The sequence below is a fragment of the Brevibacterium sp. K72 genome, from assembly GCF_050562175.1.
GTDB lineage: Bacteria > Actinomycetota > Actinomycetes > Actinomycetales > Brevibacteriaceae > Brevibacterium > Brevibacterium casei.
This window is the reverse complement of sequence record NZ_CP191582.1, coordinates 2,946,775-2,968,115: the sequence shown is the minus strand read 5'-3', so window position 1 is coordinate 2,968,115 and position 21,341 is coordinate 2,946,775. Positions and strand designations below refer to the sequence as shown.

17 protein-coding genes and 1 tRNA gene are annotated in these 21,341 nt (G+C 69.5%); 12 read left to right on the top strand and 6 right to left on the bottom strand.

The genetic code is table 11. The annotated features are described in order from the left end of the window. Positions 1-10 precede the first annotated feature (10 nt). The 5 genes from ACQ1RG_RS13420 (at position 11) to metX (ending at position 8,206) form a co-directional block, all read left to right on the top strand. Entirely contained in the window at positions 11-670 is a 660-nt protein-coding gene (locus tag ACQ1RG_RS13420) for a hypothetical protein (protein ID WP_009375879.1), read from the top strand. After that, the gene (locus ACQ1RG_RS13415) at positions 660-2,303 is read left to right on the top strand and encodes a DNA polymerase Y family protein (protein ID WP_131247661.1); all 1,644 of its coding nucleotides are present in this window, start codon (positions 660-662) and stop codon (positions 2,301-2,303) included. Before ACQ1RG_RS13420 ends, ACQ1RG_RS13415 begins: the two co-directional genes overlap by 11 nt. Then, entirely contained in the window at positions 2,303-5,722 is a 3,420-nt protein-coding gene (locus ACQ1RG_RS13410; RefSeq protein WP_430600161.1) for an error-prone DNA polymerase, read from the top strand. The genes ACQ1RG_RS13415 and ACQ1RG_RS13410 overlap by 1 nt, the downstream gene beginning before the upstream one ends. Before the next feature lie 125 nt (positions 5,723-5,847). Continuing rightward, positions 5,848-7,170, top strand: a complete 1,323-nt coding sequence (locus tag ACQ1RG_RS13405; protein ID WP_131247657.1) for a bifunctional o-acetylhomoserine/o-acetylserine sulfhydrylase — start codon at positions 5,848-5,850, stop codon at positions 7,168-7,170. Position 7,171: 1 nt separating this feature from the next. Then, entirely contained in the window at positions 7,172-8,206 is a 1,035-nt protein-coding gene (gene metX, locus ACQ1RG_RS13400; RefSeq protein WP_009375871.1) for a homoserine O-acetyltransferase MetX, read from the top strand. A 91-nt stretch (positions 8,207-8,297) separates the two neighbouring features. Here metX and ACQ1RG_RS13395 read toward each other — a convergent pair whose 3' ends face one another. After that, positions 8,298-10,331, bottom strand: a complete 2,034-nt coding sequence (locus ACQ1RG_RS13395) for an acyl-CoA dehydrogenase (protein ID WP_131247655.1) — start codon at positions 10,329-10,331, stop codon at positions 8,298-8,300. A 50-nt stretch (positions 10,332-10,381) separates the two neighbouring features. Beyond that, positions 10,382-11,029 carry a TetR/AcrR family transcriptional regulator gene (locus ACQ1RG_RS13390; RefSeq protein ID WP_101623749.1) on the bottom strand — a complete coding sequence of 216 codons (648 nt, stop codon included), beginning with the start codon at positions 11,027-11,029 and terminating at the stop codon, positions 10,382-10,384. 58 nt (positions 11,030-11,087) lie between these two features. On the opposite strand from ACQ1RG_RS13390, the gene ACQ1RG_RS13385 reads away from it, so the two are divergent. The 4 genes from ACQ1RG_RS13385 (at position 11,088) to ACQ1RG_RS13370 (ending at position 14,843) form a co-directional block, all read left to right on the top strand. After that, on the top strand, positions 11,088-12,377 hold the full coding sequence (locus ACQ1RG_RS13385; protein ID WP_009375861.1) for an acetyl-CoA C-acetyltransferase: 1,290 nt from the start codon (positions 11,088-11,090) through the stop codon (positions 12,375-12,377). Next, entirely contained in the window at positions 12,374-13,729 is a 1,356-nt protein-coding gene (locus ACQ1RG_RS13380) for a 3-oxoacyl-ACP reductase (RefSeq protein ID WP_063250905.1), read from the top strand. Before ACQ1RG_RS13385 ends, ACQ1RG_RS13380 begins: the two co-directional genes overlap by 4 nt. After that, positions 13,729-14,574, top strand: a complete 846-nt coding sequence (locus ACQ1RG_RS13375) for a MaoC/PaaZ C-terminal domain-containing protein (RefSeq protein ID WP_009375856.1) — start codon at positions 13,729-13,731, stop codon at positions 14,572-14,574. The genes ACQ1RG_RS13380 and ACQ1RG_RS13375 overlap by 1 nt, the downstream gene beginning before the upstream one ends. Before the next feature lie 181 nt (positions 14,575-14,755). Beyond that, positions 14,756-14,843: transfer RNA gene (locus tag ACQ1RG_RS13370), tRNA-Leu, on the top strand. Between the two features lie 114 nt (positions 14,844-14,957). Here the strand turns inward: ACQ1RG_RS13370 and ACQ1RG_RS13365 are convergent. After that, positions 14,958-16,088 (bottom strand): IS1249 family transposase, encoded by a 1,131-nt coding sequence (locus ACQ1RG_RS13365; RefSeq protein ID WP_144589524.1) that lies wholly within the window; start codon positions 16,086-16,088, stop codon positions 14,958-14,960. Positions 16,089-16,285: 197 nt separating this feature from the next. On the opposite strand from ACQ1RG_RS13365, the gene ACQ1RG_RS13360 reads away from it, so the two are divergent. Then, positions 16,286-17,593 carry a M20/M25/M40 family metallo-hydrolase gene (locus ACQ1RG_RS13360; RefSeq protein ID WP_009375853.1) on the top strand — a complete coding sequence of 436 codons (1,308 nt, stop codon included), beginning with the start codon at positions 16,286-16,288 and terminating at the stop codon, positions 17,591-17,593. Here ACQ1RG_RS13360 and ACQ1RG_RS13355 read toward each other — a convergent pair. Together ACQ1RG_RS13355 and ACQ1RG_RS13350 are read right to left on the bottom strand one after the other, a co-directional pair. Then, positions 17,547-18,530 (bottom strand): DMT family transporter, encoded by a 984-nt coding sequence (locus ACQ1RG_RS13355; protein WP_231882274.1) that lies wholly within the window; start codon positions 18,528-18,530, stop codon positions 17,547-17,549. The two genes, ACQ1RG_RS13360 and ACQ1RG_RS13355, sit on opposite strands and share 47 nt — an antisense overlap. A gap of 23 nt (positions 18,531-18,553) precedes the next feature. Next, positions 18,554-18,757 (bottom strand): DUF5703 family protein, encoded by a 204-nt coding sequence (locus tag ACQ1RG_RS13350; RefSeq protein ID WP_176472425.1) that lies wholly within the window; start codon positions 18,755-18,757, stop codon positions 18,554-18,556. Positions 18,758-18,794: 37 nt separating this feature from the next. Between ACQ1RG_RS13350 and ACQ1RG_RS13345 the strand changes: the two genes are divergently transcribed. Continuing rightward, positions 18,795-19,535: a histidine phosphatase family protein gene (locus ACQ1RG_RS13345; protein ID WP_063250907.1), complete on the top strand. Its 741-nt coding sequence runs from the start codon at positions 18,795-18,797 to the stop codon at positions 19,533-19,535. Between the two features lie 3 nt (positions 19,536-19,538). On the opposite strand, the gene ACQ1RG_RS13340 is transcribed toward ACQ1RG_RS13345, so the two are convergent. Then, a complete protein-coding gene (locus ACQ1RG_RS13340) occupies positions 19,539-20,372 on the bottom strand; it encodes an undecaprenyl-diphosphate phosphatase (protein ID WP_063250908.1) in 834 nt (277 codons plus the stop codon). A gap of 69 nt (positions 20,373-20,441) precedes the next feature. Between ACQ1RG_RS13340 and ACQ1RG_RS13335 the strand changes: the two genes are divergently transcribed. Beyond that, positions 20,442-21,341, top strand: coding sequence for an aldo/keto reductase (locus ACQ1RG_RS13335; protein ID WP_009375843.1), 900 nt, complete (start codon positions 20,442-20,444; stop codon positions 21,339-21,341).

Below are 21,341 nucleotides of genomic sequence, written 5' to 3'. Positions count from 1 at the left end.
AATAGATGTCATGTCCGCAGCACCACTCATCGAACAGCTCAGCCGGGAGATGGGGATCTCCACGGCAACGTCCCTGTTCGACGGCCATCCGCCTCGACCCGTGCATCCTGTGCTCGCGCCGATGTTCCGGCGTGGCGGCCTGCCGCGTGGAGAGATCGTCTCCTTCACCGGCGGACAGTCGCTGACCTGTGCTCTGGCAGCGATCGCCGCGTCGACCCAGGAGCAGAAGTGGTGCGCCGGGATCGGCCTCGGTGAGCCCGCAGTGTCCTCGATCGCCGACCTCGGCATCGACCTCGGCCACTTCGTCAACCTTGCGACCCCGCCTCAGGACTGGCTGCGGGTGGCCTCGATCCTCATCGAGTCCTTCGACATCCTCCTCATCGACCCTGCCTACCTCCCGAGCCCGGGGGAGCGTGCCCGACTGCTCGCGAAGGTGCGCGAGAGGAAGATGAGCGTCATCAGCCTCAGCCCGCTGTCGGGCAGCACCGAGCAGATCGAGATCACCGGTCTGCGCTGGTCGGGCACCGATCACGGTCGCGGACGGCTGCGCTCGTGCCTCGTCGAAGCCCGCTCGCAGACCGGCGTCCACCGCTTCCTCCTGCCCGGTCCCGACGGAACCCCCGCTGAGGTGTCGGAGACGGAGAGGCCGGTGATCCGCAGTGTCGGCTGATCCCACGCGCACCCTTGTCCTCACCGTTCCCGACTGGCCGGCGGTCGCCGCTGCCGTCGAGCACGAACTCAGCCCGGGCGCCCCGGTCGCCGTCCTCCACACGGGCCGGGTCATCGCCGCCAACGCCCCGGCCCGGGCCGCGGGCATCGCCATCGGCAACAACAAGCGGGCCGCGGGATACCGCTGCCCTGAGGCCCGGGTCCTTCCGTGGGACGAAGACGTCGACAACCGTCACTTCTCCGCCGGGGTGGGCGCGCTCGAGGACCTCGTCGCCCGCTTCACACTGCTCAGCCCGGGAACCCTGGCGATTCCCCTCGATGCGCTCCGGCACGGCTACCCCGATGAGGCCGCCGCCGTCGAAGCCCTCGTCTCCGCCCTCGTGCCGGCGACCGGCTGGGAGTTCTTCCCCGGCATCGCCGACACCGTCTTCGCCGCCCGCATCGCCGCCTCCCAGGCGAGCCGGATCGAACCGGGGGAGACCGTCGAGTTCCTCGCCGCCCAGCCGATCACCGCCCTCGAGTCAGCGGACGGGGACTGGGCGGAGCTCATCGACGTCTTCACCCACCTCGGGCTGCGCACTCTGGGGGCGCTCGCAGCACTCGACGCGGTCGACGTGCTCTCCCGGTTCGGCCCGCAGGGACGGCGCGCGCACGACCTCGCCTCGGGACGGGACGAAGCACCGCTGCGCGACCACACCCGGGCCGAGGACCTGTGCGTCGAGAGCGCACTGGAGACCCCGACGACCCGCAGCGACACACTCGGCTTCCTCGCCCGACAGCTCGCCGCCGACCTGCTCGGCCGCGTCCGCGGCAGCGGACTCGTGTGCACGCAGGTGACGATCGACCTCCTCGCCGCCGGTGGACAGTCCTCGAGCCGGACCTGGCGGATCGAGGACATGAGCGAGAACGCCATCGCCGACCGCCTGCGCTGGCAGGCCGAGGGGTGGCTGGCCAGTGTGGGCAGCGGGAATTCCGGACGCGGTGGGGTCGGCAGCACCGCCGGCGGCGGCAGTGCCGTCGGACGCGGGAGCACCGGGGAAGACGCGGACGACCCGGGCCCGGATCCCGAGGACTTCTCCGAGGAGGGAATCACCGCGCTCGGCCTCACCGCCGCCGAGCTGACGACCCCGATCGGGGCGACGCGCAGCCTCTTCGATGAGAACACCGGGCAGATCACGCACACCCTCGAGCGTCTGCAGGGACTCTTCGGCCCCGACTCCGTACTCGTGCCCGGACTCCAGGGCGGGTGGGATCCGGCGGAGACGAACCTCTGGACCCCCTGGCAGCAGACGGCGTGCCCGACCCGCAACCCGCAGGCGCCGTGGCCGGGTTCCCTCGGGGCACCCCGGCCCACCACCGTCGACCATGTCGCCGTCGACGTGTTCTCAGCCGGGGGAGGACCGGTCGACGCCCGTCCGTCCGGGCTCGCGCAGCCTCCTCGCGCGATCCGGTTCCCCACCGGCACCACCGAGGCGATCGTCGACTTCTCCGGATCGTGGCCCATCGAATCCGGGTGGTGGGATCCCCAGCGGGCGACGTACCGGACCCGTCTGCAGGTCGTCACCGAGTCCGGGCGTGCGCTGCTGCTGAGCAAGGAGTCCGGCCAGTGGTATCTCACAGGGGAGTACCGCTGATGGGATTCAACAATCCGCGCACCCCGTGGTCGGAACTCGCCCGCCGCCTCGAGGGCAGAACAGCATCGAAGGGCACGCCTGCGGGCACAGCGCCGGAGGGCACGCCCGAGAGCCCCGTGGCGGACGCCCCCGCCGGGAACCGGGCGGGGACGAACACCCGCCCGGTCGACAAGGACGCCGACGGCTCCGACGCTCCGGCCTTCTCCCGCCCCGACCGCTACCCGGTCTCCGTGGGCCCGCGCGGCCCCGACTCCATCTCCCGCTACCCGGGGTCCCTCGGCAGCGGCACCCCCGGTCCGATCCTCCTGCCCTCGCGCACCCGCCCGTGGGCGGAGCTGCATGTGCACTCCCAGTTCAGCTTCCTCGACGGGGCCTCCGACCCTGAGGATCTCGTGACCGCCGGGGCCGCCGCCGGCCTGAGCGCGATGGCCCTGACCGACCACAACGGCCTCTACGGTGCCGTCCGCTTCGCCCATGCCGCAGCCTCGGTGGGGCTGCCCACCGTCTTCGGCGCCGAACTCTCCCTCGGCCTGACCGAGAAGATCCCCGGACAGACCGACCCCGAGGCGACCCACCTGCTCGTCCTCGCCCGCGGGGTCGAGGGCTACCGCAGCCTCTCGGCCGCGATCACCGAGGCCAACCTGCGCGGGGAGAAGAACCGTCCCGTCTTCGACCTCGAGGACCTCGGGGCCAGGAGTGCGGACTGGATGATCCTCACCGGCTGCCGCAAGGGACCGCTGCGCCGGGCGCTGAGCGACCCCGACGGCGGCCTGAGCGCCCTACGCCGGCTCATCGGACTCTTCGGCGCCGACTCCCTCGCCGTCGAACTCAGCCGCGACGGCACCCCGGACGACGACGAGAGGCTGCGCCACCTCGGCGAACTGGCATCTCGGACGGGCCTGCCGACGATGGCGAGCAGCAACGTCCACTTCGCGACCCGGGCGCACTGGCGTTCGGCACAGGTGCGCGCCTCCATCCGCTCCCGGCGTCCCCTCGACGACCTCGCCGGCTGGCTGCCGACGACCGCGGAGCACCGCATCCACTCAGGGGAGGAGATGGCCGCACGCTTCCCCGCCGAGTCGCTTGAGACCGCGGTGCGGATCGGCACGGACTGCGCCTTCACCCTCGAGACCGCGCGTCCCGACCTGCCGCGCGCTCCGATGCCCGATGACCGGGAGGCCGAGGAGTACCTGCGCGAACTCGTCACCGACTGCGGTCTGCGCCGCTACGGCACCCGCGCCCAGCACCCCCGGGCCTGGGAGCAGCTCGAGAAGGAGATGGACATGATCGCCCGGCTCGGCTTCTGCGGGTACTTCCTCATCGTCCACGACATCACGAGCTTCTGCCACCGGGAGTCGATCTTCTGCCAGGGCCGGGGTTCGGCGGCGAACTCCGCGGTCTGCTACGTCCTCGACATCACCGCCGTCGACGCCGTCAAGCACAACCTCCTCTTCGACCGGTTCCTCTCCCCGGACCGCAAGGGGTATCCCGACATCGACATCGACATCGAATCGGGCAGGCGCGAAGAGGTCATCCAGTACGTCTACGACCACTTCGGGCGGGACCGGGCGGCCCAGGTCGCCAACGTCATCACCTACCGGGCGAAGTCGGCGATCCGGGACTCCGCCTTCAGCCTCGGCTTCGCCCCCGGCCAGCAGGACGCGTTCTCGAAGTCGAGCAACCGCTGGTCGACCCTGCCCGAGGCCGAGGACTCCCCGGTGCCCGCGCAGGTCCTCGACGTCGCAGGCGACCTGCTCGGCTCACCCCGCCACCTCGGCATCCACTCGGGTGGGATGATCCTCGCCGACCGTCCCATCGGGGAGGTCGTGCCCATCGAGCACGCGACGATGGACCACCGCACCGTCGTCCAATGGGACAAGGACGACTGCGCGGCGATGGACCTCGTCAAGTTCGACCTCCTCGGCCTGGGCATGCTCACCGCCCTCCACGAGATGGTCGACCTCGTCGCCCGGCACACCGGAGAGCGCATCGACCGGGCGCTCATCGACGACGAGGACGAGGAGGTCTACGCGATGCTGCGCCGCGCCGACGCCGTCGGCGTCTTCCAGGTCGAGTCCCGCGCCCAGCTCGCGACCCTGCCGCGGCTGAGACCCGAGAACTTCTACGACCTCGCCGTCCAGGTCGCCCTCATCCGTCCCGGGCCCATCCAGGGTGGATCCGTCCACCCCTACATCCGCAGGCGGCAGGGCCTCGACCCGATCGAATACCTCCACCCGCTGCTCGAGAAGTCCCTGGAGAAGACGTGCGGGGTGCCGCTGTTCCAGGAGCAGCTCATGCAGATGGCCATCGACGTCGGCGGCTTCACCGGAGCCGATGCCGACCGGCTGAGGCAGGCGATGGGCTCACGCCGCTCGGAGAGGAGGATGGCCGAACTCGCGGAGAAGTTCCGCACCGGCGCCCGGGCCAAGGGGGTCGAAGCCGAGACCGCGGAGGCGATCTTCTCGACCATCGCCGCGTTCGCCAACTACGGGTTCCCCGAATCGCATGCGATCAGCTTCGCCAACCTCGTCTACCAGTCGGCGTGGTTCAAGTTCCATCACCATGCGGCGTTCACCGCCGGTCTCCTGCGCGCCCAGCCGATGGGCTTCTACTCCCCGCAGTCGCTCATCGCCGATGCCCGCCGGCACGGCGTGCCGATCCTGCCCGTCGACGTCGCGCGTTCGAACTCCGGCAGCGACTTGGAGCGCACCGAGACGGGGGAGCTGGGGATCCGTCTCGGGCTCACCGAGGTCTCCCACGTCGGCTCCTTCGCCGAGGTGATCGTCGCCGAACGCGCGAACGCTCCCTTCGCCTCGGTGGCCGACCTCGCCGAACGCACCGGGATCGGCAAGCAGGCCCTCGAATCGCTCGCGACCGCAGGCGCCCTGGCCGGCTTCGACCTCGACCGCAGGCAGGCGCTGTGGCTGGCCGGGGGAGTCGCCGGCGCCCACCCGGGAGTGCTGCCGGGCACGGGGACGGTCTCCCACGCTCCCGCGCTGCCGACGATGGACGCGTTCGAGACGACCCTCGCCGAGCTCTTCTCCACGGGGATCACCGTCGACGGCTACCCCACCGAGATCCTCCGGCAGGCCCTGACCGAGCGCGGCTACGCCTCGACGGCCGATGCGGCGGCTGCCCCGGACGGCAAGCGGCTCACCGTCGCCGCCCTCGTCACCCACCGGCAGCGGCCGGCGACCGCCTCGGGGATCACGTTCATCAATCTCGAGGACGAGTTCGGGATGCTCAATGTCGTCGCCACAGCGGGGCTGATGAAGCGGTTCCGGTCCGTGGCGACGACTCGCAACGCCCTCGTCGTCACCGGCCTCATCCAGCGCGGGGGAGACGTCGTCAGCCTCTACGCGCACAAGCTCGTCCCCCTCGAGGTGCAGCTGCCGACGAAGGCCCGCAACTTCCGGTGACCGGGAGGGGAGCCAGGTGACCGTGACGAAACATGACGGTCGGTGACGGGTTCATGACGAGTTCGCCGAGGCGAGCGCCAGGAGCGGGTGAGAGTGGGATCACCACCCGCTGCGAAGGAGAAGCCATGGCCCAGTCATTCGAAACCCGCCAGATCCACGCCGGACAGGTCCCCGACCCTGCGACGGGCGCGCGCGCCCTGCCCATCCACCAGACCACCTCGTACGTCTTCGCCGACAACGACCAGGCGAAGAACCGGTTCGCCCTCGCCGAGCTCGGACCGATCTACACCCGCATCACCAACCCGACGACCGAGGTCGTCGAGAACCGCATCGCCGATCTCGAAGGCGGCGTCCACGCCGTCCTCACCGCCTCGGGACAGTCCGCGGAGTTCCTCGCCATCGCCAACATCGCCGAATCAGGCGACCACGTCGTGGCCTCGAAGAGCCTCTACGGCGGCACGTACAACCTCCTCGACGTCACCCTGCGCAGGCTCGGCATCGAGACCACCTTCGTCGACGTCGACGACCTCGACGCGTGGCGGGACGCGGTGCAGGAGAACACGAAGCTCTTCTTCGCCGAGGTCGTCTCCAACCCCCGCTCCGACATCCTCGACATCACCGCGGTCGCCGACATCGCCCACACCGCCGGCGTCCCCCTCGTCGTCGACAACACGCTCGCCACCCCGTACCTCGTGCGGCCCATCGAGCACGGCGCCGACGTCGTCGTCCATTCGGCGACGAAGTACCTCGGCGGGCACGGCACCTCGATCGCCGGGGTCGTCGTCGACGGCGGCACCTTCGACTACGGTGCCCATCCGGACCGGTTCCCCGGCTTCACCACCCCGGACGCCTCCTACAACGGACTCGTCTACGCCCGCGACCTGGGAGCGGACTCGCCGTTCGGGGCGAACGTCTCCTACGGGCTCAAGCTGCGCGTCCAGCTGCTGCGCGACCTCGGTCCGGCGATCAGCCCGTTCAACGCCTTCCTCATCGCCCAGGGCCTGGAGACGCTGAGCCTGCGCATCGAACGCCACGTCGCCAACGCCGAGAAGGTCGCCGCCTACCTCGAGGGACACGACCAGGTCACCCGCGTCGCCTACGCCGGCCTCGAGTCGAGCCCGTGGCACGAGCGCGCACAGACCTACCTGCCCCAGGGTGTGGGCTCGGTCCTCGCCTTCGACATCGCCGGCGGCTTCGATGCCGCGGTCGCCTTCGTCGACGCCCTCGAGCTCCATTCTCTCGTGGCCAACATCGGCGATGTCCGCTCGCTCGTCATCCATCCGGCCTCGACGACCCATTCGCAGCTCGACGAGGCCGCGCAGGCCGCGGCCGGGGTCAACCCCGCGCTTGTGCGCCTGTCGGTGGGACTCGAGGGCATCGACGACATCATCGCCGACCTCGACGCCGGCTTCGCCGCGGCCGCGGCGACGCAGTCCACCGCCGCCTGAGATGACCATTCGCAGCACCTCCGTCGAGCGGATCCTCGGCTTCACCACCGACTCCGGGCACACGTTCGGCACCGTCGAGATCGCGTATGAGACCTTCGGTACGCTCAACGCCGACCGGTCGAACGCGATCCTCATCGAGCATGCGCTCACCGGCGACACCCGGGCCACCGACTGGTGGTCCGGGGTCGTCGGCCCCGGTCAGGCCGTCGACACGGATGAGTACTTCGTCGTCTGCGCGAACGCTCTCGGCGGCTGTTCGGGCACGACGGGCCCGCAGTCGCCCTTCTCCGACGGTCTGCCCTACGGGTCGAGGTTCCCCACGGTGACGATCAGGGACATGGCCCGCCTCGAGCACAACCTCACCCAGATCCTCGGCATCGAGACCTGGCACGCCGTCATCGGGGGCTCGATGGGAGGGGCCAGGGCCCTCGAGTTCGGTCTCCTCGATCGGCGCAAGACCGCGAAGTGCGCGATCATCGCCGCCCCGGCCTTCGTCGACGCCGACCAGATCGCGTGGGCGATGATGCAGGAGCGGGCGATCGAGCTCGATCCCGACTACTGTTCGGGCGACTACCAGGCGATCGGGCGCTTCCCGGCCGCCGGTCTCGGACTCGCCCGGCAGATCGCCCACCTCACCTATCGCAACGACGCCGACCTCAACGACCGCTTCTCCCGCCGGCTGCGGTCGGCGGACTACTACGAGGTCACCTCCTACCTCGACCATCAGGCGAAGAAGCTCACCGCTCGCTTCGACCCCCACAGCTACATCCTGCTCACCCGGGCCCTGCGCGACCACGATGTGCGCACCGGACGCTCCGCCGACCTCCGGACGGCCCTGGCCGAGGCCTGCACCGACAGCCTCGTCATCTCCGTCTCCTCCGATCGGCTCTTCCCGCCGAGCCAGGTCGCGCAGCTCGCCGCCAACCTGCCCGGAAGGGTCGAGCATCGGACCATCGACTCGGCGGTCGGTCACGATGGGTTCCTCACCGAGGCGGTCGCCGTCTCCGCGGCGCTGCGGGACTTCCTCACCAGTTGAGCCCGCCGCGGCGCAGAAGCGCTGTGCGGCGGGCTCAGTGTGGGCGGACTCAGCGGGACGGGCCCAGCCCGGGGTGCGGGTGCGTCCGGGTTCAGGCGGTGCGGGAACCGGTCTTCCGCAGCTGCTTCTCCGGGACCGGGTAGTCCCGCTGGGCGCGGGCGCGACGGTAGTAGGCGGCGGCCTCGGCCTGACGTTCGGCCTCGACGCCCGTGGCGATCGTCGCGCGTCGGTGATCATCGCCGTAGCCGAAGGCGTCGACGAGGTCGAGGGCGTTGGCCGCGAGCTTCGCGCACAGCCGGTTGAGGGTCTCGCCGACCTGCCGGGCCCGCGACATCGGGAGGCGACCGTACATGAGGTGCCAGCCCATGTGCTTCTCGATGAGGCTGAGGCCGTAGGTGTCGCGGAGGCGACGGAAGATCTTCTCCTGCGCGGGGTCCTTCTGCTCCTTCATCGCCTCGTCGATGGCCTTCCACTTCTCGAGTTCGACATACGCGCGGGCCATCTCGACGAGTTCGTGCTGCTGGGAGTTGAAGAGCTCGGCGGCCTTCTCCGGGGACAGCCTCGCCGCCGGGCGCAGTGCAGCGGCCAGCCCGGAGACCATGACCTCGAGGCGGGATTCGAGGAGGGTGCGCTGGAGACGACCCGAACGGATCCGCCGCTCTGAGAGATTGGGGGTGAAGACGTCGGAGATCGCGAGTCCGGCGTTGGCGAGACCCGTGCGGTAGAGCGTGTGTTCGGCGGCCTGAGTGCCGATGTAGCGGGCGGCGCCGCCGACGTCGATGTGCGCGAACTCCTTCGCGTAGTCGCCGAGGATGCGCTTGGCGACGAGCTGGAGGAGGACGGTGTTGTCGCCCTCGAAGGTGACGTAGACGTCCATGTCCGCCCGGAGGCCGACGAGGCGGTTCTCGGCCATGAAGCCGGCCCCGCCGCAGGCCTCGCGGCACTCCTGGATGACGTCGAGGGCCATCCACGTCGAATCGGCCTTGAAGGCCGCCGCTCGGGTCTCGAGCAGGGCACGGTTCTCCTCGCTGTCGTCGGCCCCGGAGAAGACCTCCTCGAACGAGGTGAGCAGCTTCTCGTGGGCGAGTGCCGAAGCGTAGGTCGCGGCGAGCGCGGGCATGAGTCGGCGCTGGTGCTGCTGGTAGTCGAGCAGGGTCGTCTCGGTGTAGTCGTCGACGGTCGTGAACTGCTTGCGTTCGAGGCCGTAGCGCACGGCGATGTCGAGGGCGAGCTTGCTCGCGACGACCGCGGCGCCGTCGAGGGAGACCCGGCCCTGGACGAGGGTGCCGAGCATCGTGAAGAACCGGCGTCCGGGGGAGTCGATCGGCGAGGTGTAGGCGCCGGTCTCGTCGACAGCGCCGTAGCGGTCGAGGAGGTTCGTGCGCGGGACGCGGACCGCGTCGAAGGCGAAGCGTCCGTTGTCGACGCCTCTGAGTCCGCCCTTGAAGCCGTCGTCGGAGATGCTCACGCCCGGCATCGGCTCTCCGGCCTCGGTGCGCACGGGTACGAAGAGCGCATGCACCCCGTGGTTGACGCCTGCGGTGATGAGCTGGGCGAAGACGACGGCGGCACGGGCGTCGCGCGCGGCGTTGCCGATGTACTCCTTCGTCGCCGCCGTGAAGGGCGTGTCGATGACGAACTCGTCGGTCTCCGGGTCGAAGGTCGCGGTCGTGCCGATCGCCGCGACGTCGGAGCCGTGGCCGATCTCGGTCATCGCGAACGAGCCGAGCAGCTGGCCCTTCTGGGCGGGCACAAGCCACTGCGCGTGCTGGTCGGGGTTGCCGAGGTGAAGGATCGCCCCGCCGAAGAGGCCGAACTGGACGCCGGCCTTGATCTGGAGGCTCGGCGAGGCGGTCACCGTCTCCTCGAACCCGGCGACAGTGCGCGCATGTTCGTTCGTCCCGCCGAGGGCGGCGGGAAGCGCGGCCATGGGGAGTTCGGTGGCGGCCATGAGTCCGACGGCGGTGAGCGTCGTCGCCCGGGTCGTCTCGAGGTCGTCGGCCGGGTCGAGATGGGTGGTCTCATCGAGGGCGAGCTGCCTGCCGAGGTGCCGGGCGTCGGCCCAGTCGCCGTCGAGGATGGTCTGGATGGCTGTCGGATCGAGGTCGAGGGCGAAGTCGTTCATGCGGATGCTCCTGATCTGATGGGTGCGGACGAGTGGATGGGCTGAGGGGGTCAGGGGGCTGGGAGTGCCGCCCCGGCTTCGGGCGGCAGCGAGGCCCAGAGCCACGTGCTCACCGAGGCGGCGAAGGCGTCGGGGGAGCCCGGTGACTTGAGCCAGGTCTCCGTCGCGGCACGGACGAAGCCGATGGCGCCGGCCGCCCAGAGCCTGCCGTCGTCGCCGTCGAACCGAGAGTCGGTGACGTCGAGGTCGAGGCGTTCGGCCAGCAGGTCGGCGACCTCGGAGAAGAAACCGCCCTGCTCGCCGGGATCGAAGCGGCCCACGGCCTGGTCGCAGAACCGGTAGACGTTCGGTGCTCCCGCGGCGAGGCCGACGAAGGCGCGGATCATCGCCTCGAGGGTGTCCCGGCGGTCGACGGGTCGTGCGTCGTCGGAGTCGGCGACGGTGGTGCTGGCTTCGTCGAGGGAGTTCGCGATCACCTGCATCGCCCAGTCGCCCATCGCCTCCTGGAGACCCGCACGATCGGTGAAGTAGCGGTAGAGCACGGCTTTCGTCGTCCCGGAGAACTCCGAGATCTGCTCCATCGAGAGGTCGTCGCCGCGTTCGTCGACGACGTGGCGGACGGTGCGCAGCAGCTCGCGCCGGCGGGAGTCGCGGTGCTCCTGCCACCTCGTCGAGCGGCCGTCTGTGAGCGATTTCATGTTACAGACGGTATCAGGTACTGTCGGTATCAGCTAATTCCACTCAACGGAGGTGCCAATGTCCGCTCCCACCCACCGCGCCGTCATCCTCGGCGGCAACCGCATCCCCTTCGCCCGCTCGAACAAGCAGTACGCGAAGGCGAGCAACCTCGACATGCTCACCTCGACGATCGACGGCCTCGTCGCCCGCTTCGGCCTCGCCGGGGAGACGATGGGCGAAGTCGCCGGCGGTGCCGTGCTCAAGCACTCGAAGGACTTCAACCTCACCCGTGAGGCCGTGCTCGGATCGGCACTGTCCCCGACGACTCCGGCCTTCGACATCGGCCAGGCCTGTGCGACCGGACTCGAGACCGTCGTGAGCCTGACGAACAAGATCAACGCCGGACAGATCGAGTCCGGCATCGCCGCGGGCGTCGACTCCGCCTCCGACGCCCCGATCGTCGTCGGGGACTCGCTGCGCGAGATCCTCCTCGAACTCTCCCGCGCTAAGACGCTCACCCAGCGGATGCGCATCGCCGCCCAGATCCGGCCCGCCTACCTCGCTCCGCAGGCCCCGTCGACCGGTGAGCCGCGGACGGGCCTGAGCATGGGTGAGCACCAGGCGATCACGACCGCCGCCTGGGGGATCAGCCGGGAAGCGCAGGACGAACTCGCGCTGGCCTCCCACCAGGGACTTGCCCGCGCGTGGGACGAGGGCTTCTTCGACGACCTCGTCACCCCCTACCTCGGGGTGAGCCGGGACACGAACCTCCGGGCCGACTCGAGCCTCGAGTCCCTCGCGAAGCTCTCCCCGGTCTTCGGCAAGCGCCTGCCGGAGCCGGCGACGATGACCGCAGGCAACTCGACGCCGCTCACCGACGGCGCAGCCTCCGTCCTGCTCGGCAGCGAGGAGTGGGCCGCCGACCACGGCTTCACCCCGCTGGCCCGGATCGTCGACGCCGAGGCCGCCGCCGTGGACTTCGTCGACGGCGCCGAGGGCCTCCTCATGGCCCCGGCCTACGCGGTGCCCCGCCTGCTCGCGCGCAACGGGCTCACGTTCGAGGACTTCGATGTCTTCGAGATCCACGAGGCCTTCGCCTCGACCGTCCTCTGCCACCTCGCGGCCTGGGAGTCCGAGGAGTTCAGCCGCGAGAAGCTCGGCCTCGACGGACCCTTCGGCACGATCGACAGGACGAAGCTCAACCCGCTCGGCTCGTCGCTCGCCGCCGGGCACCCCTTCGCCGCCACCGGCGGGCGCATCATCGCGACGACGGCGAAGTACCTCAAGCTCACCGGAAAGAAGCGCTCCCTCGTCTCGATCTGCGCCGCAGGCGGACAGGGACTCACCGCGATCGTGGAGGCAGCATGAAGGACACCTACCTCGACCTCATGAGCGGACCGCTCGGCAAGGTCGCCAAGACCCTCGGGCTGCCCCAGCCCGTCGAACTCCAGCGCTTCGACTCCACTCCGGAGTCGTACCGGCGCAAGCCCGTGCTCGTGCTCGGTCCGGGCTCAGGAGCACAGACGATCGCCGACCTGCTCCTCGACAACGGCTTCGAGGTCCGCAGGCACGCGGTAGCGGGCGAATCGCTGCGGGCGATCATCGCCGTCCTCGACGAGGCAGCGACCCCCGAGGGGCTCTCGGAGACCGTCCTCGCCGTCGGCGGCGCGCTGCGTTCGCTGGCGAAGTGCGGCCGGGTCGTCACGATCTCACCGGCCCTCGACCCGGACGAGCAGGACCCGCAGCTCGCCGCGACCGCGCAGGGGCTGACCGGCTTCACCCGGTCGCTCGCCCATGAGATGCGCCGGGGTGCGACGGCCAACGGCATCCTGCTCGGACCCGGCGTCGGCATCGACGCCCCTTCGGTCACCGCCGCCCTGTGGTTCCTCCTCTCGGGCAAGTCCGCGTACGTCGATGGGCAGTTCCTCACCGTCGGATCCGGTGCCGGTACCGCGGCCACCGATGCGCAGTTCCTCGCCACCGGCACGGACGGCTCTCTGGCGGGGCGCACGGCCGTGGTCACCGGTGCCGCCCGCGGCATCGGCGCCGAGGTGGCCCGTGTCCTCGCCCGCGACGGCGCCCACATCATCGGCGTCGACATGCCCCAGGCCGGGCAGGCCCTGGCGCAGGTGATCAACGCCGTCGGCGGGAAGTCCCTGCAGCTCGACATCACCGCAGACGGTGCCGCCGACGCCATCGCCGAGGCGGCCGGGGGTCGCGTCGACATCCTCGTCCACAATGCGGGGATCACCCGGGACAAGCTGCTGGCGAACATGGACGCCTCCCGGTGGGATTCCGTCATCGCCGTCAATATCGCCTCCCAGGCGCGGATCAACGCCCGCCTGCTCGATGAGGGCCGCTTCGCCGAGGGGGCGCAGGTCGTCTCCCTGGCCTCGACCTCGGGGATCGCGGGCAACCGCGGGCAGACGAACTACGCGACGTCGAAGGCCGGGGTCATCGGACTCACGGCCGCCTCGGCGAGGGACTTCGCGGCACTCGGGGGCACGGCCAATGCGGTCGCCCCCGGGTTCATCGAGACCGACATGACTGCGGCGATGCCCGCGCTCACCCGTCAGGTCGCCCGTCGCCTCTCGAGCCTCCAGCAGGGCGGACTGCCCGTCGACGTCGCCGAGACCATCGCGTTCCTCGCCTCGGCCTCGGCGCGCGGGATCAACGGACAGACCCTGCGGGTGTGCGGTCAGAACATGGTGGGTGCGTGATGAGCATGCTTCCCGTCTATGCGAAGGCCCTCGTCAAGGCCCTGCCGTTCGGTCCGCAGCCGGGCGCCTCACTCCCGGACCGGGAGATCGGGCGCAGCGTCGCCCTCGAGGCGACCGCGTACGCCGGGTTCACCCGGGTCGTCGAAGCGCCGCTGACCGACACCGTCCACCCCGGCTACCTCCACATCCTCGCGTTCCCGCTGAGCATGCAGCTCCTCGCCGACCCGGCGGTGCCGCTGCCGCTGGTGGGCATGGTCCATGTGCGCAACCGGATGGACGTCCACCGGCCGGTGCGCATCGGTGACGTCGTCGACCTCAACGTCTCCCTCGCCGGACCCTTCACCCACCCGGCGGGCACGACGATCGACGTCGTCATGCGCGCCTCGGTCGACGGCGAACTCGCCGTGACGGAGACGACGACGTACCTCGCGAAGGGCAAGCACCTCGACGGGGCGAAACCCCAGGAGCAGCCCGAGCGCGAGGACTTCGTCGCTCCGCGGCCGACCGCGCTGTGGCGGCTCGACCCGATCATCGGACAGCGCTACGCGAAGGCCTCCGGGGACTACAACCCGATCCACCTCAACGGGCTCGCCGCCCGCGGCTTCGGGTTCCCCCGCGTCATCGCCCACGGCATGTACACGGCATCCCGGGCACTCGCGGTCGCCGACCCGAGGCTCGATGCCTACCGGTGGGACGTCTCGTTCGCCAAGCCGATCCTCCTGCCCTCGACGGTCGGGTTCGCCTTCACCGCAGGCCACCGGCACGAGAGCGCCCGGTTCGCGGTCTTCGACCCGGCCAAGGGCAAGCCGCACGTCCTCTCCTCCGTCGAGGCGATCGAGGGCTGACCGGCACCGGCGAGCCCGTCGGTGACCGGCACCGGTGAGCCCGCCGGTGAACGCCCCATGACGTGCCCCTGACGACGGCATGAACGCCGTGGTCAGGGGCCTCGTCATGTGGGGTCGCTCACATAGTGCCGATTCGATTTTGCGTCGCCGGAGATGGCGTGTAGAGTAATTCCTGTTGCCAGCGCGGGTGGCGGAATTGGTAGACGCGCTAGCTTGAGGTGCTAGTGTCCAACTTATCGGACGTGGGGGTTCAAGTCCCCCTTCGCGCACAACAGAGAAGGCCCTTCCGGAGAGATCCGGGAGGGCCTTCCGTCATTCACAGGACTGTCGGTCCTCACGCACCCGGGGGTTATAGGACAGAAAGTGTGTCTTTTCCGGGCGCGTCACCCGCGTCGTCCTCCCCACCCCTTCTGGATGCCGATGCCGTCTTCCCACGAGAACCCTGTCCCGTACTCCACCGGTCCGATCGGCTCCTCACGAGGAGCACGCACACGCTTCGGCGGTGCCCAATGCTCCGGCCCGACCAAGGACCACCCCGTCCCGGCCTGATGAGACCTCTCGAAGAGGAACCAGTCCACCCCACGCCGGGCATGCCCCTCACTCAACCCGCGGTGTGCCCGCAGCAGTCCTTTGATGCCCGCATTGATCCCGCCTTCTAACGCGTTCGTCGTCCGCGCGAGCTCGATACCCTCGTCAGCGGCATCCAACCAGGTGAACAAGTGTCCTTTCGCGATGATCCGTGAGAGGAAGAAATACGCTCGACGGGTCCGCAGATGCGTGTACCACCACGACTGTCCACGACGGACATGCGCCGGCCTCGCACCAGCGTCTTTGGCCCTGGTGCGGTGTTTGAGGAACCTTGACCACTTCGCCTCCCACGACGCGAACGCCGCCAACCACGCTGCTGCTTGATCGCGGGAGTCAACCCGCGGCAGCGCCTGGTACAGGCGCAACAGTTCCTGGTTGGCCGGCAAGCTCGGATTCCGGGTCAGGTGCCGGTGTCCGGCCTGCCGGATATGGAAGAAACACCGTTGGATGCGGGTATCTGGCCACAGCGTCTCGATCACAGTGGTCAAAGGACCGTTGCCATCGACGACGGCGTATCTCGGGGCAGGGATACGGGCGATCAACGCCGTCCAGGACGCGGTCTTCTCCCGATCACACCACTGCCAGTGAATGACCTTCTCCCCGGTGTAGGCGATGAGGACGCACCACCCGTTGAAATAGGTGCCATCGAGCATGATCTGGTCATGGATCTCCCCAGTCGCTGACACGGTCGGGGCGATTCGCCAGCACCATTGAGTGCGGCGGCGGAAGGTTCGGGTCGACCCGAAGTGATCGACAGCCGTCTGTGGTGCGGGACCGAGTAGCCAGTCGAGGAAGACCCGCAGCTCGGTTCTTCGTGTCGATACGGCCCGTGTACCGGTGCTGCTGGCCCCGCAGTTCGGGCACCGGTACCTCGGTGTACCAGCACTGGTCGTGCCGTTCTTCTTCAGCCTTGTTTGACAGATCACGCATGTACGTCGATTGCAAGCACCCCATCGATGCTAAGCCCGATCAGCTAAGCAAACCGGGTATTGCCGTTGGGATTGCTGGGCACGAGCCTGATCCGAGACACACTTTCTGTCCTATAGCCCCCCGGTCCTCGCGTCCGGTCGCGTGTGGGATAACGTGGATCCTGTCCAGCACGCCGCAACGAAGGGGATCGACAGTGTTCGACTTCAGCACCGCCGAGGCCGAGGTGACCTCCCTGTGCCAGCAGCTCATCCGCATCGACACGCAGAACTGGGGCGGGAACAAGGCCAACCCCGAACGGCCGGCCGCCGAGCTCATCGAGTCCTGGTTCGCCGAGGTGGGGCTGGACTCGACGATCGTCGAATCCGCTCCCGGCCGGGCGTCCCTCGTCACGCGCATCCCCGGTGCCGATGCGACCGCTCCCGCGCTCGTCGTCCACGGTCACACCGACGTCGTCCCGGCCGCCGCCGAGGACTGGAGCGTCGACCCCTTCGCCGGCACCATCAAGGACGGGCTCCTCTGGGGCCGCGGCGCCGTGGACATGAAGGACATGGACGCGATGATCATCGCCTCCGTGCGTGACATGGTCCGCCAGGGTCTGACCCCGCGCCGTGACATCATCGTCGCGTTCTTCGCCGACGAGGAGGCCGGCGGTGAGTACGGTGCCCGGTACGTCGTGCGCAACCATCCCGAGTTCTTCCGCGGTGCCACCGAGGCGGTCTCCGAGGTCGGCGGCTACTCCGTCGACATCCGCGGTCAGCGGGTCTACCTCATCCAGACCGCGGAGAAGGGCCTCGCCTGGCTCAACCTCATCGCCCACGGCTCCGCCGGGCACGGGTCGCAGCGCAACGACGACAACCCCGTCACCCGTCTCGCCGCGGCGATCGCGCGCATCGGCGAACACGAGTGGCCGCAGGAGATCCCGATCGCGACCCGACAGCTGCTCGAAGGCGTCTCCGAGATGACCGGCATCCCCTTCACCGCAGAGACGATCGGTGAACTGCTCGCCGAACTGGGCTCGGTCGAGAAGTTCGTCGCCCCGACCCTGCAGAACACGTCGAACCCGACCTACCTCGACGCCGGCTACAAGCACAACGTCATCCCCGGGACTGCGACCGGCTACGTCGACTGCCGCACGCTGCCCGGTCAGCACGAGGACGTCATGCTCACGATCAAGGAGCTCGCGGGGGAGGGCATCGACATCGAGGTCAACGAGGAGGGTCCCGCTCTCGAAGCCCCGTTCGAGGTTCCCCTCGTCGCGCAGATGCAGGCGAGCCTGCGCAGCGCCGACCCCGAGGCGGCGATCCTGCCGTACACGCTCTCCGGAGGCACCGACAACAAGTCGCTGTCCGAGCTCGGCATCGCCGGCTACGGCTTCGCGCCGCTGCGCCTGACCGGCGACCTCGACTTCCCCGCGATGTTCCACGGGGTCGATGAGCGGGTGCCCGTCGACGCCCTCACGTTCGGGACCCGCGTCCTCGGCGACTTCCTGATGAAGGCGTGATCGTCACCGCGATCCCCGCGAGCACTCCTGCGGCGCTGAGCACCGTCGTCACGCTCACGAGCGAGCCCGGCAGCGGCAGCAGGGCGTCGAGGAGCATCGCCCCGAGCAGGTTGCCGAAGAGCGAGAAGAGGTTGAGCAGGAGCACGCCGAGGCGGGCGACCGTGAGTGAGGTCAGCCCGATGAAGACGACCCCGAACGCCCCGCCGAGGAGCAGCCACCACTGACCCGGTGCGGTGGGGAAGTCCGTCCACCGTGCACCTGCGGCCATGACGAGGGCGGTGGCGAGGACGAGGGCGAGCAGCCCCGTCGCGAAGTTCGTGGCGGTCGCGACGAGCGCCGAGCCGGAGACGGCCCGGATCCGACCGTTGAACGCCTGCTGGACGGCGGTGAGGGTGCCCGAGGCGAACGGCAGCAGGGGAGCCCAGAGCGGCACTCCGCCCGCCAGTCGCTCTTCGGTGCCGACGGCGAGGGCGGCCAGGACGATGAGGACGCCGAGGATGCGCAGCAGGGTGGGTCGCTGTCGGCCACCGGGCGGCAGCCTCGTCGAGTCGACGACGAGTCCACCGGTGACCTGCCCCGAGACGAAGGCCATCGTGAACATCGCCACGCCCATGATCGGCACAGTCGTCGCCTGTGCGACGACGACGAGCGCCCCGCTGAGTCCGCCGAGGAGCATCCACCACGGCTGCCTGCGGGAGCGCACGAGACGGACGAGGACGGCGGTGCCGGTCCGGGCCCGTGGCGAGCAGACGAGCACGGCGCCGACGATGAGGAGACCGGTGGCGAAGGAGACGAGGGCGGCGAAGACCGCGTGACCGAGGACGGGGCCGAGCAGGCCGTTCGCCCGTCCCTGGAGCGACATCGCCGCACCGGCGACGATCGTGACGAACCCCGCTGTGAGCAGCGTGAGGAGGGAGGATGCCCCGGGCCCAGCCAAGCCCGAGGAACCGCGGGCTGCGGTCAACCGGCGGCAGGCAGCGGCATGATCTTGCGCCGCAGCCACACGGTGCGGGTGCCGCCCGCGGTGATCCTGGTCCGCGCAAGCTCCCACTGGCCGTACTCGGCCTGGTCGTTGAGCTCCTGCAGCGTGACGGAGCGCGGGACGTCCTTGGAGAAGGAGACCGACCTGTACTCGTAGGTCATTCTCGGGCGCTGACGTTTCATAGGCCCACTGTAGACGATGTGGGCTAGTCTGGATCGTATGCCCGTCATCGTCCTCCTCAGGCACGGACTCTCGAGCGCGAACACGGCAGGGATACTGGCCGGACGCGCCCCCGGCGTGTCACTGACCGAGGACGGAGTCCGCGCTCTCGAGGACACACTGCGGATGCTTCCGCGCAGCGACTTCTCCCGCCTCCTCCATTCCCCGCTCACGCGGTGCGCGGAGACGGCGGCGATCGCCTCACGCTTCGCCGGATTCGGGACGACGGAGGTGGCCGAGGACTTCATCGAACTCGACTACGGCGACTGGACGGGGCGCCGCCTCGAGGATCTCGTCACCACCCCCGAGTGGGAGACCGTGGCGCAGCGGGCCTCGCAGATGCGCTTCCCCGGTGGGGAGTCGATCGCCGAGGCGGCAGATCGTGCGGTGGCCGGCGTCGCCGGGCTCGTCGCCGAACTCCGTGCTGTCGAGGAGGCGAAGCGCGAGGCCGCGCAGGCGAGCGCCGAAGAGGCTGGGAAGGACGGCGGCGGGGGAGACGCTGGGAAGGACGGCGGCGACCTCCGCGAATGGGCGATGGTCGTCTCTCACGGCGACATCATCAAGGCGATCATCGCCGATGCGCTCGGCATGCCCCTCGACGACTTCCAGCGGCTGTCGGTGGCCCCCGGGTCGTTCACCGTCATCGACTACACGGGACGCGTGCCGGTGATGACGGCGATGTCGATCACCGCCGCCGGGCTCTCCGTGTCAGGAGTGCCCGGCGGCGGTGGACTCGCGTGAGCCTCAGAGCGGCTGGAGGACGTTCGTGGCGAGCAGGATGTAGATAAGGATGCCGAGCGCCACCCGGTACCACACGAAGATCGCGAACGACCGGGTCTTGATGTAGCCGAGGAACCAGTGGATGACGACGAGGCCGAGCCCGAACGAGATGACGGTCGCGAGGATCGTCGGTCCCCAGCCGAGGACCATGTCGTTGGCCCCGAGGCTCTTGTAGATCCCGTAGAAGCCCGAACCGAGGACGGCGGGGATCGCGAGGAGGAACGAATAGCGGGCGGCGGCCGGGCGTTCGAAGCCCATGAAGCGACCGGCCATGATCGTCCCGCCGGAGCGGGAGACGCCGGGGATGACGGCGAGTGCCTGCGCGAGACCGTAGACGATGCCCTGCCCCCACGTCATGTCTTCGAGGGTGTACTGCTTCTTGCCCACCCAGTCGGCGAAGCCGATGATGAGGCCGAAGACGATGAGCATCGTCGCCGTGATCCACAGGCTCCGGAAGGCGCCTTCGATGTAGTCCTCGAAGAGGAGGCCGATGACGACGATGGGGATCGAGCCGATGATGATGAGCCAGCCCAGCCGCACCTCGGGGTCCTTGCGATCGTGTCGGCCGACCAGCGCCTTGCACCACTTGGTGATGATGGAGACGATGTCGTGCCAGAAGTAGACGACGACGGCGGCCTCCGTGCCGATCTGGATGATCGCCGTGAAGAAGGCGCCCGGGTCCTGACCCGGGAGCAGCCATTCCCCGACGATGCGCACGTGCGCCGACGACGAGATCGGAAGGAATTCCGTGAGTGCCTGGACGATTCCGAGCACGGCGGCCACGAGCCAGTCGTACATGGGTCTCCTTGAGAAGGGGGTGGGGGAACGTGACCACGGTAGTCGGCGAATCGGGTAACCTCAAGAATCATGAAGCACAACCGCCTCGGCACGACCGGTCTCGACGTCAGCGATGTGGGCCTCGGCACATTCGAATGGGGACACCGGGTCGATGCGGACGGGGCGCAGCGCCTCGTCGACGACTTCGCCGCCGCGGGCGGGAATCTCCTCGAACTCCCCAGCTCCGGCCTCCACGCCGCCGCCGTGCTCGGACAGCTCACCCTGCCCGATGACCTCGTGCTCGCCGGCCGGGTCGGAGTCTCGGTCAGTGAGTCCTCCCACATCGAGCTCGGCCTCGGGCGCGCCCGCATCCTCGACCAGGTGCGTCGGCTGCTCGAGACCACGGGGCGCGACCACCTCGACATCCTCGTCCTCGACGTCTTCGACGAAGAGGTCGACCGCTCCGAGACCGCCTCGGCGATCGACACCCTGCTCACCCTCGGCACCGTCCGCTACGTCGGCGTCTCCCACCACACGGGCTGGCAGCTCGCAGAGATGCGGGGTGCGGGCATTCCGATCGCCTGTGCTCTCACCGAGTACTCGCTGCTCAACCGCGATGCCGACGCCGACCTCGTCCCCGCCGCCGACTACGCGGGAGTGGGGATCATCGCTGGAGCCGGCCTCGGGCGCGGCGTGCTCACGGACAAGTATCAGCGGGCGACCCCGCAGGACTCCCGTCTGGCCGGGGAGCTCTCCGACTACGTCTCCGCCTACCTCGACGACCGGTCGGCGAAGGTGCTTGCCGGGGTGCGTCGGGCGGCGGGGGCGCTCGGCGTGAGCACGACCGACATCGCCCTGGCCTTCAACCGCGACCGCGGGATTGCCTCGACGCTCGTCTCAGCACGCACCCCCGAGCAGCTCGCGCAGATCCTTGACAGCGACGTCGCCCTCGCCCCGGAGATCGCCGAGGTGCTCGAGCAGATCTCCTGA

Excerpts from the sequence above, each read along its gene's own strand:
- ACQ1RG_RS13410 (WP_430600161.1), top strand. The coding sequence starts at position 2,303 with ATGGGATTCAACAATCCGCGCACCCCGTGGTCGGAACTCGCCCGCCGC.
- ACQ1RG_RS13390 (WP_101623749.1), bottom strand. The coding sequence starts at position 11,029 with ATGAAATCGCTCACAGACGGCCGCTCGACGAGGTGGCAGGAGCACCGC.
- ACQ1RG_RS13380 (WP_063250905.1), top strand. The coding sequence starts at position 12,374 with ATGAAGGACACCTACCTCGACCTCATGAGCGGACCGCTCGGCAAGGTC.
- ACQ1RG_RS13350 (WP_176472425.1), bottom strand. The coding sequence starts at position 18,757 with ATGAAACGTCAGCGCCCGAGAATGACCTACGAGTACAGGTCGGTCTCC.
- metX (WP_009375871.1), top strand. The coding sequence starts at position 7,172 with ATGACCATTCGCAGCACCTCCGTCGAGCGGATCCTCGGCTTCACCACC.
- ACQ1RG_RS13395 (WP_131247655.1), bottom strand. The coding sequence starts at position 10,331 with ATGAACGACTTCGCCCTCGACCTCGATCCGACAGCCATCCAGACCATC.
- ACQ1RG_RS13405 (WP_131247657.1), top strand. The coding sequence starts at position 5,848 with ATGGCCCAGTCATTCGAAACCCGCCAGATCCACGCCGGACAGGTCCCC.
- ACQ1RG_RS13335 (WP_009375843.1), top strand. The coding sequence starts at position 20,442 with ATGAAGCACAACCGCCTCGGCACGACCGGTCTCGACGTCAGCGATGTG.
- ACQ1RG_RS13420 (WP_009375879.1), top strand. The coding sequence starts at position 11 with ATGTCCGCAGCACCACTCATCGAACAGCTCAGCCGGGAGATGGGGATC.
- ACQ1RG_RS13345 (WP_063250907.1), top strand. The coding sequence starts at position 18,795 with ATGCCCGTCATCGTCCTCCTCAGGCACGGACTCTCGAGCGCGAACACG.
- ACQ1RG_RS13385 (WP_009375861.1), top strand. The coding sequence starts at position 11,088 with ATGTCCGCTCCCACCCACCGCGCCGTCATCCTCGGCGGCAACCGCATC.
- ACQ1RG_RS13340 (WP_063250908.1), bottom strand. The coding sequence starts at position 20,372 with ATGTACGACTGGCTCGTGGCCGCCGTGCTCGGAATCGTCCAGGCACTC.
- ACQ1RG_RS13375 (WP_009375856.1), top strand. The coding sequence starts at position 13,729 with ATGAGCATGCTTCCCGTCTATGCGAAGGCCCTCGTCAAGGCCCTGCCG.